Origin of the sequence: Alicyclobacillus tolerans, assembly GCF_048984885.1 — a bacterium.
GTDB classification, from domain to species: domain Bacteria; phylum Bacillota; class Bacilli; order Alicyclobacillales; family Alicyclobacillaceae; genus Alicyclobacillus_I; species Alicyclobacillus_I tolerans.
In genome coordinates this window covers 2,536,146-2,550,995 of sequence record NZ_JBMGNK010000002.1, presented here as the reverse complement: position 1 = coordinate 2,550,995, position 14,850 = coordinate 2,536,146, and the positions used below count along the sequence as shown (strand labels likewise).

The window sequence follows — 14,850 nt, the reverse complement described above, 5'->3', positions numbered from 1 at the left end:
GTGCTGTGGTTGGAACAGGTTAGGAGTTGGCATCATGAAAACAGTTATCTTGTTGATTGTCACAAGTATATTATGGGCGGGAAATTTTGTAGCCGGTAAAGATTTGGTGGGGCATGCATCGGCTTTGACCCTGACAGAATTGCGCTGGCTTCTGTCCGCGGTTTGTTTGGTGCCTGTCATACGATTAACAGAACAAAAGTTTTGGCCTCAAAAATCCACTTGGCTGCCACTGGTGGGCATGAGCGCTACAGGCGTCGTGTTATTCAATGTATTTACTTATCAGGCACTTGAGCATACAAGCGCCGACCAAGTCGGGCTTCTTTCAGCGCTTAACCCACTTGCCATAGCTTTGGCTTCATTATTTTTTCTTCGTGAGCGACTGCGTGGTCTACAGTGGATAGGCATGTTTATCTCTTTAGCTGGCGTTGTCGTTGTGATTACGAGTGGTCGCTTGATGAAACTGTTGCAGTTACAGGTCAATCAAGGAGATTTATGGATGTTGCTCGCAGTCGCCATATGGGGAATTTATGCGGTCTTTAGCCGACAAGCGATGCGCGATGTATCTCCTTATCTGGCTACTTTTTGGTCAGCCGCTATAGGAGCCGTAGTCTGCCTGCCTTTTACAGCTTCCGGTTTATATCATTTGCCTGCTTATCCCGCTTTTTGGTATGCAGCAGGATATACTGCCGTGTTCGGTACGGTAGTGGCTATGGTTTTTTGGAATCTTGGCGTTTTACGGATGGGCGGAACCGTTGCGGGCATGTTTCTCAATCTCAATCCCATCTTCACGGTCCTCATTGCTTTTTTTACGCTTGATGAGACTGTAGGGTGGGCAGAATGGTTAGGCACAGCTTTAGTCATAGGAGGTATGCTCCTGTTTGCTGTACGTAAACCATTAAGAAGACATCGTGTCCAGGCAAAACTTGCAGATTCTTTATCCTGTCAGGAGGATTAAATCATCATCGGTGTTCATATACAGGAAAAAGTCCTCCTTTACCCACAGAGGGTCGGGAAAAGGAGGATTTTGTATAGGGATAGGCTCACACAAATTGCTCTTCTTCGGTCGATCCGGTCAAGGCCGTGGTGGAGGAGAGTCCGCCAGCAATCACTTGAGTTACTTCATCAAAATATCCTGTGCCAACTTCTCTCTGATGACGAGTAGCGGTATATCCTTCTGCTTCACTTGCAAACTCTGCTTGCTGAAGTTGCGAATAAGCAGCCATGCCAAATTGACGATATTGATAAGCGAGAGAGAACATGCTGTGGTTCAAGGCATGGAATCCAGCCAGAGTGACAAATTGGAATTTATATCCCATATCACCTAATTGTTCTTGGAAGGTGGCTATTGTCTTTTCGTCCAATTTCTTCTTCCAGTTAAAGGACGGAGAACAATTATATGCTAATAATTTGCCAGGAAATTGCTTGTGAATAGCTTCAGCAAAAGCTCTGGCCTCTTCTAAATTAGGTTCTGAAGTCTCGCACCATATCATATCAGCGTATGGTGCATAGGCGAGACCTCTGGCAATGGCTGCATCCAGGCCTCCACGCATTCTGAAGAATCCTTCCACTGTACGTTCTCCAGTCAAGAAGGCTTGATCTCTTGGATCCACGTCACTGGTTATCAAGTGAGCACCATTTGCGTCTGTTCGGGCAATAATGACAGTGGGTACACCCAAAACATCCGCAGCCAGGCGGGCAGCAGTCAAGTTGCGGATAGCTTGTGAAGTCGGTAACAATACTTTGCCGCCCATGTGCCCACATTTTTTCTCTGATGAAAGCTGGTCTTCAAAGTGTACGGCGGAAGCTCCTGCCTCAATCATTTGCTTCATGAGTTCAAACACATTCAGCGGACCACCAAAGCCAGCTTCAGCGTCAGCTACAATCGGCACAAACCAGTCTATATCACCTACGCCTTCTGCAGATTGAATTTCATCAGCGCGCATGAGTGCCTGATTAATTCGTTTGACTACGTGGGGAACACTGTTGGCTGGATATAAACTTTGATCAGGGTACATATGGCCCGATAGATTCGCATCAGCAGCGACTTGCCAACCGCTTAGATAAATGGCTTTCAAGCCAGCTTTAACTTGTTGGACTGCTTGATTGCCCGTCAGCGCTCCCAATGCTTTAATATGGTGTTCTTGATGCAATAATTTCCAAAATTTTTCCGATCCGATTTCTGCAAGTGTATGTTGAATGCGCACGCTGCTTTGTAATCTAACTACGTCAGTCGCTTGATAATTTCTTGCAATTCCGCTCCAACGCGGGTTCGTATTCCATTCTTCTGTCAACTGGGCAATTTTCCGTTCTCTTTGGCTCATTCTGTTCTCTCCCTTTTTTCTGTTATATCACTTTTTATTCTTCTTGATTATTGTTGTATAACAGTTGTGGTAAAAAAATTTATTCGTTGGACAAATTCATACAACGTTCACATTCATAGAGTGCTCCAGATGTACTTGTTGAAATAGGACGATTGCAACGATAGCAATAAAAACGGTTCTCATTTTCCGGGAATTCTGGAGACACCCATCCGAGTTGAACAGCAGGATGCAGTGGCTGATACGGTCGAGGTATCCATCCATAATCGTCATAAATATTTTTCATGAAGATTCTCCTTTCTTCACTTTCGGATGATTGTATAATATAACAAATGATCTGAAATTTCTACTGTTATAAAACAGTTTGTGAAAAAATTTTTATAAAAATATGCACATCAAAAAAGAGGCGTTGAAAAACGCCTCTTTTTTGATGTCAGTTATGCGTGAATGCCTATTTTGTCGAGTAGAAAAGCCATTTGTGTGGCACGTTCTTTCCACATTTCCAGACGTCCTGAAGAACCGAAATGTCCAGCTCCCATGTGGATACGCATGGCAATCATGTGCTCATCCGTCTTCATGACGCGCAATTTGGCGACCCATTTTGCCGGCTCCCAATAACCTACTCGCGGATCGTTCAAACCTGTAGTGACTAGCAGGTGGGGATAATCTTTCGCTTTCACGTTATCGTAAGGACTATAGCTCTTCATATATTGATAGTCTGTTTCATTTTCCGGGTTTCCCCATTCGTCATACTCCAATGTTGTCAGTGGAATGGTTGGATCCAGCATTGTAGTTACTACATCCACAAAGGGGACATCAGCCTCAATGACAGCAAATAATTCTCCAGCCATATTAGCGACGGCACCCATCAGCAGGCCACCGGCGCTGCCACCACGAGCCGCCAATATCTCAGGAGAAGTATAACCTTTTTTGATGAGGTGTTTGGCGCAGTCGATAAAATCAGTGAAGGTGTTCATCTTCTGTTGGAGCTTGCCTGACTCATACCAGGAACGCCCCATTTCGCCGCCACCACGAACATGTGCAATGGCTATGATCAAACCGCGATCGAGCAAAGGCAGATTTTGAGCTTGGAAGACAGGATCAAAACAAATACCGTAAGACCCGTAGCCGTTTAGAAGCAGTGGGGCAGGTCCCTTATGAAGTGCGTCCTTGCGATAGACAAGTGAGACGGGAATCTTTGTTCCGTCTTCGCTGTAAGCGTATTCGCGTTGCTGCGTGTAGAGGGTAGGATCGAATTTTCCTGGTATCTCCTGTACCAGCAAAGCTTCTTTGGTAAGTTGCTGAAGATGAACGGCATACGTTGTTTTGGGTGTTAAAAATGATTCGTATTGCAGCAAAAGTTCATGGGTCTGAAATTCGTACTGTTCGAGTACACGAACGGTATAGACCGTTTCAGACCATTCCAAACGGTGCAACTCGCCTTGCGCATAGATCCAAACTTGCGTCAATCCGTTATCTCGACCCTCCAGCACTAGAGCATCAGCAAATGGATAAACGTTTGTCAAATAACGTGTCTCATCATAGGGAAAAACATCTTCCAGTGGCTGGCGATTGGTCGTTGGACATTTTTGAAGTCGGAAGTTCGTAGCATTTTCATTGGTTAAGACGAGAAAATCTCCCTGCCAGTGTTCCAGGGTATATTCGATATTCGGCCGTTTGGCTTGGAACAGTGTCCAGTTTTCAGTTGGCTGATGAGTATGCAAATAGCGTGTTTCACTGGTGGTCTTGCTGCTCGACTGCAAAAAGAGATATTGACCGTCACGTGATTGGCTCAGGCTAATGACGCAGGTCATATCCGCTTCTTCATAAATGAGTATGTCCTCTTTGTCTCCGAGCTTATGTCGCCATAGCTGATAGGGCCTTTGGCTTTCATCCACACTTATGTAAAAAAGGTATTGGCCGCTTGCATCCCATTCTATACTGTCGCTGATAAACACATTGGGCACTTCGTCACTCAGCCATTCCCCGCTGGCTAAATCTCGCACGCGTAAGGTATAGCGGTCTGTACCGTCTCTGTTTTCTAAATAGGCCAGATACTGTTGATTGGGAGAAATACGACGTTCTGTCACACTCAAATATTCTCCTGGTTTAGCTAATACATTTAAATCGAGCAGTACCTCCGGGGTAGAATGAGCCAAATCCGCCCGGTGATTAGCCTTTTGGCGAAAATAGACGGGATATTGCCAGTCCTTTGCCTGACGACGGGAGTAAAAGTAAGAGCCAAAACGCACTGGGATGGCTTGTTCTTCGTCTGGGATACGGGCAATAAATTCCTCGTAGAGATTTTCGGAAAGTTGGTTTAGAGGTTGCATAACTTCGTCATAATAAGCGTTTTCAGCTTCCAGATACCGTAGAACTTCATCATTGTCTTTCTGATTGAGCCAATAGTAATCATCAGTCCGCACATCTCCGTGTTTCCTTTGCGGTTGAGGATGGCGGGGAGCGAGTGGTGGCTGCATGGGAAAACCTCCAATTTGTTTCGTTTCAAAGTCGTTGCCAATGATCAACATTATACTCTTTTTAAGATTTTGATTGGTGAAGAAACGCATTTCGTGATACTCTTTCGACATACAACAGCGTGTGAGGATGAGATACCATGCAGACGCTCAAAGGTTTTGAGGCCATCAAGGTGGCGGAAGAATATCAGGTTCAGTTATTTGATACTGAATACCGTAGTGAAGTTAGTGTGGAGGAAGCGAAACAGTTTATTGCCAGTCAACGTCGACCGCAATCTTTTGTCTTGTCCAATTGGCCTGATTCGGAAGAAGAAGCGGAGTCTTTGGTCTTGCAAGTGATGGAAACTCATTTGCAGGAAACATGCAATGCTCAAATTCGTCTGGATGAAATGCTTGTGAAAATGGATCAGATGGGTCAATCCATGCATCCTTATGCAGTGGAATTGGCGGCAGAACGTTTGGTGGCGCAAAGAAAATTAATTTTGGCCAGCACACAAAAAGATGTACCTGTTTTAGAATTACCAAGAACCATTTATTTCCGAGATAGTTTTCTTGAAAAGATAGATGATTTAATCTGTCCCGATTGTGCTCGGCTCGATCTCGATGGACCTTTTCATGCAGCTTGTGTTGTCAAACTGGTCGACTTTCTGGCTAGTGGTACCTTTACTTTAAATGATATCACTGAGGAACGAGAACCTTCCACAGGCGCATCTCTGCTTGGCAAGTGGACATCTCGTCCGGGGTTGGATATCCAATGGCTATCCAAGAGGGCTCAAGCTGCTAAAACAAGGTGGCAATCTGTCATTAAACCGTTTTTTACGCGTGAAGATGAAGATGAATATACATTGCCGAATACTTCAGCGAAAAATGTTTTTGTTTCTCCGCCGCCGTCAACGCCCGTTGTCCATGAGGAGACTACTGTGGAGAAGATCGAGGAGCGTCCGTTATCCTCGGTGGATAAGCGAATTAGCAAACAACAATTGATTGAATATCTCCAATCTGTTGAAATCATTGATGAAGGTGGAGAAATCGTCAGATTGCGCAGAGAGCGCGGAGAACTTGAAAATCGGCTGGAATTGCGTGAGCAGGAGATTCGTCGATTGCAAAAGGAACAGGCGCTGCTTGAGAAACAATGTGAAGAGTTACAGGCAGATGTAAACAAATTTGTAGAAGCTATGCAGATTGTCTCTAAACGCAGTTCACGAAGTCTCGTGCAAGAGGCATCCGCCACCCAAACGCTCGACAAAGATCATGAATCTTAAGCTACCCTTGTTTTTGCGATGGGGAGCGGCAAATCAGAGGAGATGGATTAAGAACGGTTCTCAAATAGTTTGAGATAAGAGCCGTAGCCTTCTTCCTCTAGTTTATCTTTCGGTATGAATCGTAAAGCAGCAGAATTAATACAGTAACGCAGACCGCCTTTGTCTAGAGGGCCGTCTTCAAAAACGTGGCCGAGATGGCTGTCTGCATTCTTGCTGCGCACTTCCGTTCGAATCATGCCATGACTGAGGTCTGTTTTTTCCATCAGACAATTTTTATCAATAGGTTGACTGAAACTTGGCCAACCACAAGCTGAGTCAAATTTGTCCAGTGAAGAAAAAAGCGGTTCACCACTGACGATGTCAACGTAAATTCCTTCCGCGTGATGATTCCAGAATTCATTGCGAAACGGGGGCTCCGTGGCGTTCTCTTGAGTGACAGCGTATTGAAGTGGTGTCAAGCGTTGTTTAAGGGTTGGACGATCCATATTTTCCCGCCTTTCGTTTCGTAAGGGTGTTGACTGCCTTTATTATGGCACTTGGACGAAGCGGCTTCAATGAAGCGAATAGCACAGGAGTAGCGATTTGGTGTGTAAATTGAACAGAAACGGATGGGATAAACTTGAGTTTAGAATGGATGGCTGGTTTTGCTCGTTTTTTGGCCGATCACGGTTATACAACGACGATGTGGGAAAATGGTTTTCATTCTGAGGATGCTAACGAAGTCTGTCAAACGTTGAGTCAATGGTTTCAAGAAAAAACTCATATGGATGGAGAGTTTTTAATCATTTGGGGTGCTCTGGATGGTGTGCGCTTTTCAGGAGACGCTGAACTTGCCTATTTTGACGGTCAACAGGCTTACGTTATGCCAAACCCTTTTCTGGAAGGCAATGGTGACGCTTTTGTAGCTGCATTGGATGCGCTTGCTCATGATAGAAAAGATTTGCTTTATCCAGCAGAAATTCAAAAGCGTATACTATTTAATGCTGTTTGATCTGCATTTTTAGAGTAGTTGTTGATAATCGGTAATAATTGCGAAGAATTTTCCTGGCCAATAAGGCTGAATAAAATAGTATACTAAGTAATAGACATCGCATGAATGTTTAATAGATAAAGGAGTGGATCCTTATGTACGAATATATTCCTTGGTATATTGGTTTGGCAGTGAGTGTGGCTGTGCTGGGAACCTATTTTATCAATATGATTCACGAAATTCGCAAGGAAGAATCTGATGAAAATTTTCATCATCCTCACACTTCTCATTGACATTGAGCAGTGCAGGGAGCGCCATGCGCGTTTTGGGCCCTCTTGGGCTCATTTTTTATGTTGCTTTTGGCCCGGACTGAGCCTTCAGAACGTAACGTAGGCGGTTGCGTCATGCGTGTTCTGAGAAGCCCCTGCCTTTAGGTATGGGTAGTGGCCACGAATGGTAGATAAAAAAAGCCTAGAAAGAAACTTTGAAGGAGGATGGGACATGCGGGGCGTTCAATGGCTGCGGCTGGTTCCTTTGTTCATTGCTGCTGCATCAATCGGCGTAGGTGTATATACCAGTGAGCATCAGTCTAAAGAAACGTCACCCGTTTCTTCCGCATGGTTACAGAAAGTGGGTCAAATTTCTGCCCAGTCATCCTCGCCTCAGCTTTCTGGCCCATCTCCTGAAAAACATTCTTCTTTGCATAGTCGTAGCACCACAAATGCTAGGCTTGATACCAAACGTGTGTCGAAGGCAGCTCAAAAGCAGGTAAACGTTAAGCATCATGCAACGACTATAAGTTCGCTTAGCAACTCATCTGTCGTCGGATCCAATCAAAATTCCACTCAACAACAGAAAAGTAAGAACTCTGTTTCAACCCGTTCAGGTTCAGATTCAAGCTCAATTTCAGGGGCTTCCTCAGTTTCTGCTACCCAACATACATCAACACCCGAACAAAGCTCGTCAAGTTCAGAACAATCGCATCCATATGGCGAATTCACATTGATTGTGAGTAAGTTTGAACATGTAATCGCTCAAAAAGAGATCCCTATTGTCCCTGACGAGAATCTGATGCAATATACCGAGCAGAATTTTCAAGTACAAACCGCTTATGGAGGCGGATTTGTAGTCTCCATTAACGGCATTCGTTCGCAATGGACGGGTGTACCTGTGAGTCAGCGTAAACCTTACGACTGGTTTTTATATATCAATGGTCAGGAAGCGCCCGTAGGTGCTCTCCAGATTATTCCTAAAGCTGGAGATGTCGATGTATGGGATTATCACAAATGGAATCCTGCCACAGGTCAAGGATGAATCAGAGACCAATAATAATTCGCCAACCTCATCCGTATGTTTATCTCTGTTTGGCAATAGCTTGGCTTTTTTTGATTTTTTCAATTACTTCTCTCTGGCAAATGATTTTTTTATGGGGTGTATCGGGCTGCTTATTCTTTCTGCAGCAATCCCGTACACGACGTTCTTTATTATCCTGGCGTTATTTATGGATTCTGGCTATTGTATATGCGATTGTACAGATATTCGCTGATGCAGGCACACCATTTGCCCCTTTGATTTGGACGAGTGGACGTCTGTGGGGAGGCTGGGAGTTGCGTTTAACTCCGGAAGGCTTATACGCTGGGATACTGCAGACTCTTCGTTATCTGACAGCGCTACTATCCATGACGACTTTGGCTCTAGTTGTGAAGCCGGAAGATATTCAACATTGGCTGCCTCATTCATGGGCTCGTTTGCGTATTCTGCTTTCACTTCTTTTCAATATGTTGCCAATGGTGATGGATGAGTACCAGCAGATTCGTGAGTGGCTGTCGTTTCAAGATCGGCTTTTTCCCAGCAAACAGCGACAAAACGCTTTTCTGGCTGCAGTGTTGAAAGTGGGCGTTGCCTTGCGAATGTTACTCTCACGTGCGCTCGAGCGATCCTGGAAACTTTCTGAAACCATGATGGTGCGTGGCTATGGAATAGGTCAGAGCAGCCGTTACTTGCGTATGCGTTTTCACAAATCTGATGGGCTGCGTGTAAGTCTTTTGATAGCGATTATGCTCGTTTACGGATATGCCTTACTGAATCTTTCTATCATCAAACCCGATTGGATTTCCTTAAATTCCTTTAAAAGATTCTGCGAGTGGACATCATTGCTTATGTTTCTCTTCACCTTATTCTCGAGCTTTTGGGGAGATGTTAGAAAAGGGAGACTTGATATACAGAAGAGGGGAAATGGTGATTGAGCTTCGCAATCGATATTGGTCAACTGCTTTATACTTACCCCAATCAACTACAACCTGCTCTCTCTATAGAGAACTGGCAAGTGGAGGCGGGAGAGTGGGTTTACATACAAGGAAAGAATGGCAGTGGAAAATCAACCTTTCTCAAAATACTCAGTGGTGCCCTGCCTCGTTTTTATGGTGGGGAGGTTGTAGGAACGGTGTCTTTCTTTGGCCATTCCCTCATCGGCATCGACCCAATTGAACATACACGCTTGGTTGGTTATGTACATCAACAACCAGAAGCTCAATCTGTCTATCAGCACGTTGCCCAGGAAGTTGCATTCACGATGGAAAATTTAGGATTTCATCCATCTCAAATGCACTGGCGGGTCACTGAAGTATTGGAAATGATGGGTATTTTACACTTGCGCGACAAACCGCTTGCTGAATTATCCGGAGGTATGCGCCAGCGGGTCGCGTTGGCCGCTGCCATCGCCCATCATCCTAAAATTTTGTTGCTCGATGAACCTACATCCCAGGTCGATCCTGCTGCTGCTCAGAGTATTTTGCAGATGATTCATCAGTTCCAGTTAGAATGGGGAATGACTGTGGTGATGACCGAGCATCAGAGTCAGTCCATCTATCCTTATGCTGGTCAGGTTGTCATTCTTGAACAGGGTTCCATGGTTTGGCATGGAGCTGCTTGTGAGGCCGTTGCATGGTGGCGACAGCACAATCCCATTTTTTTGCCGATCACGGCGCAATACCCGCTTTGTTCAGAAACATCACCATTAGAAGCGCCTCTTTCTGTTCAGGACATGCGTCAGAAATTGCTCCATGGGATGAGGCAGAAAACCGCTAGAGATTCAGCGAAAATCAGTTCGGAAGATAAGCAGATTGACAAACAGTGCATTGATTTTAGCAAGCAAGGGACGGCGAAAGTCGATCCGGTTCAAGGGTTGGTCGAGTTGCAAAATGTCAACGCCTATTATCCTCTAGCGGAAAAATTAGTATTGCAGGAGTTGTCGCTTTCCCTCAAGGAGCAGAGCAAAATTTGTTTAATAGGTCCAAACGGATCGGGCAAATCCAGTATCCTGCGACTTCTTGCAGGCATGTTGTTTGTGCATTCCGGAAAAGCAAAGGGAAGTTTGTTGGCAACCCATATGCGCAAGGGAAAGCGAATGGTACTAAAAGACATTGCCTATTTGCCTCAGAATCCAGCTCAATGGCTGTTTGAAGAGAGTGTTGAGGAAGAATTTCGCCGAGTCTTTCGCCGATTCAATCAACCTTTGACGGAAGAACGGCTTGTTCAAATGCTTAAGCAAGTCCATTTGCTTGCAGAACGTCATCGATCCCCGCAAGATTTATCAGGTGGAGAGCAATTGCGCCTGTCGATCAGCTTGACTTTATTGCTGAAACCACGTTTGTTGTTGCTCGATGAACCCACACGCGGTCTGGATGCAGATACAAGGATTTGGCTTCTTGACGAGTTAACTAGATGGGATGGTACAGTATGTATGGCAACGCACGATTTGGAACTTGTGGCAGAATGGGCAGATGAGGTAGTCTTTATAGACAGTGGACAGGCTGTCGTCGTCGATAATCCACGCCGCTGGATGAGTCAGGCGATGCTTTATGCCCCGGTGCTGGCACGAGCTTTTCGGGGAGTGGATGACGAGGTGTTTACCTGGAAAGATGCCGGACTCCGGGGGTGGACCCTATGCAAGAGTCCATGTTAAACCTGCGTCGTCTTGAAATGCTGCAGATATGTGCGAGTCTGTTAGTAGCCTTAGTGGTGTTGATTTATGGTAGTTTGCATGGGTGGGCCTGGTATTGGATAGCCTTGGCTGTACTCGGTTTGGCTGGCTATGCAGGCATTTTGACCATGCAAAGAAAACTGCAGGATGCCCGGCTGTTGACCGTAATCGCTACATTGGCGGCGATTGCTTCGGTAGGACGAGATAGTGTGCAGGGGATTCCAGATGTTCAGCCAGCTACGTTTCTGATTCTCATGTCTGGTTTCAGTTTCGGACCGACAGTCGGCGCTGCAGTTGGAGCATTGACCGCAATCGGTTCAAATTTAATCTTGGGTGAAGGAATATGGACACCCTGGCAGATGGTTGCTTGGGGTGGAATAGGACTTTTAGCTGGGCTGATTCGCAAATTTTGGATTCGCTTTCCTGTCTGGGGATTAATTCTAGTTTCCGTCCTTGGAGCGTATGGATTTGGCTGGTTTATGGATATTCAATACGTGATAGGCGAACAGCACTTGAATTGGCACACTTATCTTCTGGCCTGTATGAGTAGTTTTTTTCCTTTCGACACAACACATGCAGGGGTTACAGCAGGTCTAGTGCTTGTGGCTGGGAAACCCGTTTTTCGCTTGATGGAACGCTACAAACAGCGCATGGAGGCAAAGACGATTTCAAATCGCTCTGTCCAGGAAACCTCGCAAGAAACTTCGCAATCTATGAAATAAATAACGAGAGGGGTTTTACAAGTGAAACATATTCTTCGTTTTGGCACAGGATTCTTAGCCGCTAGTCTCTTAGTCGCGCCCATGACAGTGTATGCAGCCAACAACAATACTCAACCAACTGTAGCAGAAGCTGAGGCGTCGGCTGTTGCTTACATGAACTCGACTCAAGCAAACAGCTTGGTGAATTGGACCAAAATTGCTGATTTTGCAGCAGGACATATGGTTGCTTCACCTACATGGCCAGCCAAAGACTTGTCTGCGTCTGCTAGTACAGGAACGCTTGTTAAAGTGATTTTGAGCATGCTTGCTACTCATCGTGATCCGCATCAGGTGCATCATGTCAATTTGGTGCATGTATTGGCTAGCCGACAAATCTTAAGCGGTAAAAATGCAGGTTATTTTGCGGATGACAATAAAGGCACTGTCACAGGCAGTGTGACGAATCAGGCGCTGGCCATCATCGCACTTGAGGACGCTGGGAATACCGAATGGAATCCTAAACTTGCTGAGACGTGGTTGCTCGCACAGCAAAATAAAGATGGTGGTTTCGGCTATGCAACAGGAGTAGCGAGCGATTCCAACGATACAGCTTATGTGATTGCTGCGCTTAGTTCTCTGGGACTGACAGCAAAATCTCCAGCTATAGCGAAGGCGTTGCAATACGAGCGTTCACTTCAGCAGTCGAATGGTGGTTTTCTCTATCAAAGCAGTTCCCAATCTACAGATGCCGACTCTGATGGAACGGTTATGGATGCTCTTGCCAGCGTAGGCATTCGTCCTACAGCATGGACGGTAAATGGTCATTCACCCTTAGATAACTTAATGTCACTTTACGATGTAAAATCTGGTGGTTTTCGTTATATGAGCAGTGGCGAATATTCAGGAGTCAATGGCTATTCTACGCGTGATGCCATATTTGGCTTGGCTGCCAGTGTAACGGGTGAATCTGTGTTCCAACGTCTACGCGCACCTCATTTAACTTCATTGAATCATTACTGGCACTCTATTGAAGTCAAGGGTGGTGCTTGGATCAATCATCATTGGATTCCTTTTATGCAGTTGAGGGATGTAGCTGCTGCAGGTACTTATCTGAATGAATTGAATCCCTACTGGCAAAGCGTTGCCAAACATGGCGGCTTATGGGAAACTGTAGATGGCCATCCTGTATGGGAAGCTTGGAATTATCAACTCGCCAAACAAGCCTTGTCTGCTACATTTGGTGCGGATGCGGTCTATATTTCTCATCTATCCTGATACTTAGCAGTCAGAAAAATGTATCATTCTTAATGAGAGAAAGCAGCTTCCGCGCGGCAGCCTTGATGGTCGCGCGGAAATGGTACATACCTGTAAAAATTGTAGCCGATACTAGCAGCAGGTAATCTGCAGGGAGGTATCGGTTTTTGAACGCTCAAGGGCCAGGACAAGTTAAATTAGAGAATCATTTGAGGCAACATCTGAGTTTAGATGATCGCCGCAAAATGGAACGTTCCTTTGAAGCCATTAGTCCATTTGAATTTAAGAATGAGTTGATTCGTCTTGCTTCTGAGAAAAGCAAACAGGGCGCGGCGACTTTGCTCAATGCTGGTCGTGGAAATCCTAATTGGATTGCAGCCACACCTCGTGAGATGTTCTTCATGCTTGGCAACTTTGCTCTAGAAGAAAGCAAGCGTGTTTGGAGTGCAGGACATTTGGCGGGTAAGCCATCGAAACAAGGAATTGCTGAACGCATGCATATATTTTTAAATAATCATGAGACGGATGAAACTTCCAAATGGTTGCGTTCGTTTGTTGAGTATGGCAATTCACGTGGTTTTCCACCGGATGACTGGGTATTTGAACTTGTTGATGGCATCATTGGCGATAACTATCCCGAGCCTGATCGGATGCTGACGTATACGGAAAAAGTTGTCCATGACTTTCTGATTCGGGAAATTTGTCAGAATCAGTTCCCCTCCAGCAACTTTGAACTATTTGCTGTCGAAGGTGCAACAGCTGCCATGTGTTACCTGTTTAATACACTTTTGGAGAATCATTTGTTGAATCGCGGCGATAAGATTGCTATTGCAGTTCCGATTTTCCCGCCTTATGTGGAAATTCCAGAATTGCATAAATACAACTTTCATGTAATCAATCTTTATGCCAGTGGGATTGATAATCGTGGAGAACATACTTGGCAATATCCAAAAGAGGAATTAGATAAACTCAAAGACCCTTCTGTCAAAGCGCTTTTTCTCGTCAATCCAAGCAATCCGCCATCTGTTGCTATGAGTCCGCAATGCATAGATGAAATTGCCCAAATCATTCATCAGCACAACCGAGAATTGATCATTATCAGTGACGATGTCTACGCTACGTTTGTCGACGAGTATTGTTCATTGCTTGCCAAGTTGCCCCGCAATACGATTGGGGTGTATTCGCTTTCCAAATATTTTGGTGTCACCGGATGGCGTCTTGGAGTTATTGCCATTCATCCCGATCACGTTTTGAATGATAAATTGGGTGATTTACCGGATCAGATTCAAGAAGAACTTGCCAATCGTTATCGTTCGTTGACTCAACATCCGGAAAAATTAAGTGTTATGGAACGGCTGGTAGCCGACAGTCGTGAAGTTGCCCTCAACCATACGGCTGGATTATCCACGCCTCAGCAGATACAAATGGCTATGTTTACGTGGTTTGCGCTAACGGAAGATGGGCAGCGTTATAAACAGCAGACACGTGATATCTGTCGACATCGAATGGCGCTCCTTTACGAAGGATTAGGATTGCCGCAACCGAATTTAGCGTACTGTGCGGATTACTATACAGAGTTCGATCTTGAAGTATGGGCAAAGCATCACTATGGAGACGCTTTTTTTGAATTCCTTGCTGCCCATTATGAACCTGTGGATATACTCTTTCGTCTTGCTGAGCAATCCGCTATCGTTTTACTCAACGGTGGAGGCTTTGCCGGACCCAAATGGTCGATACGTGTTTCTCTTGCCAATCTGAACGATGAGGCTTACTCAGACATCGGTAAATATCTTCATCAAGCTCTGGAATCGTACGTTGCGGCGTGGCGGGGACAAGAATCGCCAAATGGCTTACCATCTTCATAAGTTTCCTAACTTGAGTTTGCA

General features: G+C 45.3%; 14 protein-coding genes. 10 read left to right on the top strand and 4 right to left on the bottom strand.

Annotation, left to right across the window (positions count from 1 at the left end; all coding sequences use genetic code 11):
- Nucleotides 1–34: 34 nt before the first annotated feature.
- The gene (locus ACOJUR_RS13055; RefSeq protein WP_420950246.1) at nt 35–955 is read left to right on the top strand and encodes a DMT family transporter; all 921 of its coding nucleotides are present in this window, start codon (nt 35–37) and stop codon (nt 953–955) included.
- Between the two features lie 85 nt (nt 956–1,040).
- Here ACOJUR_RS13055 and aceA read toward each other — a convergent pair whose 3' ends face one another.
- The 3 genes from aceA to ACOJUR_RS13040 form a co-directional block, all read right to left on the bottom strand.
- Nucleotides 1,041–2,321: an isocitrate lyase gene (gene aceA, locus ACOJUR_RS13050; protein ID WP_072874312.1), complete on the bottom strand. Its 1,281-nt coding sequence runs from the start codon at nt 2,319–2,321 to the stop codon at nt 1,041–1,043.
- Between the two features lie 79 nt (nt 2,322–2,400).
- Complete coding sequence (locus ACOJUR_RS13045; RefSeq protein ID WP_072874311.1) at nt 2,401–2,604, bottom strand: hypothetical protein; 204 nt, start codon at nt 2,602–2,604, stop codon at nt 2,401–2,403.
- Between the two features lie 151 nt (nt 2,605–2,755).
- Nucleotides 2,756–4,798: a S9 family peptidase gene (locus ACOJUR_RS13040; RefSeq protein WP_420950245.1), complete on the bottom strand. Its 2,043-nt coding sequence runs from the start codon at nt 4,796–4,798 to the stop codon at nt 2,756–2,758.
- Between the two features lie 137 nt (nt 4,799–4,935).
- Between ACOJUR_RS13040 and ACOJUR_RS13035 the strand changes: the two genes are divergently transcribed.
- Nucleotides 4,936–6,057, top strand: a complete 1,122-nt coding sequence (locus tag ACOJUR_RS13035; RefSeq protein ID WP_420950244.1) for a hypothetical protein — start codon at nt 4,936–4,938, stop codon at nt 6,055–6,057.
- 47 nt (nt 6,058–6,104) lie between these two features.
- Here ACOJUR_RS13035 and msrB read toward each other — a convergent pair whose 3' ends face one another.
- Complete coding sequence (msrB, locus tag ACOJUR_RS13030; protein ID WP_072874309.1) at nt 6,105–6,542, bottom strand: peptide-methionine (R)-S-oxide reductase MsrB; 438 nt, start codon at nt 6,540–6,542, stop codon at nt 6,105–6,107.
- A gap of 134 nt (nt 6,543–6,676) precedes the next feature.
- Between msrB and ACOJUR_RS13025 the strand changes: the two genes are divergently transcribed.
- The 8 genes from ACOJUR_RS13025 to aspD all read left to right on the top strand — a co-directional run bounded on the left by ACOJUR_RS13025 (nt 6,677) and on the right by aspD (nt 14,829).
- Nucleotides 6,677–7,048 carry a hypothetical protein gene (locus ACOJUR_RS13025; RefSeq protein ID WP_072874308.1) on the top strand — a complete coding sequence of 124 codons (372 nt, stop codon included), beginning with the start codon at nt 6,677–6,679 and terminating at the stop codon, nt 7,046–7,048.
- Nucleotides 7,049–7,182: 134 nt separating this feature from the next.
- The gene (locus tag ACOJUR_RS13020; RefSeq protein WP_420950243.1) at nt 7,183–7,320 is read left to right on the top strand and encodes a hypothetical protein; all 138 of its coding nucleotides are present in this window, start codon (nt 7,183–7,185) and stop codon (nt 7,318–7,320) included.
- A gap of 208 nt (nt 7,321–7,528) precedes the next feature.
- A complete protein-coding gene (locus ACOJUR_RS13015; protein WP_420950242.1) occupies nt 7,529–8,341 on the top strand; it encodes a DUF4430 domain-containing protein in 813 nt (270 codons plus the stop codon).
- Complete coding sequence (locus ACOJUR_RS13010) at nt 8,338–9,273, top strand: energy-coupling factor transporter transmembrane component T family protein (RefSeq protein ID WP_072874306.1); 936 nt, start codon at nt 8,338–8,340, stop codon at nt 9,271–9,273. The genes ACOJUR_RS13015 and ACOJUR_RS13010 overlap by 4 nt, the downstream gene beginning before the upstream one ends.
- The gene (locus ACOJUR_RS13005) at nt 9,270–10,991 is read left to right on the top strand and encodes an ABC transporter ATP-binding protein (RefSeq protein ID WP_420950241.1); all 1,722 of its coding nucleotides are present in this window, start codon (nt 9,270–9,272) and stop codon (nt 10,989–10,991) included. Before ACOJUR_RS13010 ends, ACOJUR_RS13005 begins: the two co-directional genes overlap by 4 nt.
- Nucleotides 10,973–11,731 (top strand): ECF transporter S component, encoded by a 759-nt coding sequence (locus ACOJUR_RS13000; RefSeq protein WP_420950240.1) that lies wholly within the window; start codon nt 10,973–10,975, stop codon nt 11,729–11,731. Before ACOJUR_RS13005 ends, ACOJUR_RS13000 begins: the two co-directional genes overlap by 19 nt.
- A 21-nt stretch (nt 11,732–11,752) precedes the next feature.
- Nucleotides 11,753–12,985: a prenyltransferase/squalene oxidase repeat-containing protein gene (locus ACOJUR_RS12995; RefSeq protein WP_420950239.1), complete on the top strand. Its 1,233-nt coding sequence runs from the start codon at nt 11,753–11,755 to the stop codon at nt 12,983–12,985.
- Between the two features lie 146 nt (nt 12,986–13,131).
- Nucleotides 13,132–14,829, top strand: a complete 1,698-nt coding sequence (aspD, locus tag ACOJUR_RS12990; RefSeq protein ID WP_242650284.1) for an aspartate 4-decarboxylase — start codon at nt 13,132–13,134, stop codon at nt 14,827–14,829.
- The last annotated feature ends 21 nt before the right edge of the window (nt 14,830–14,850 follow it).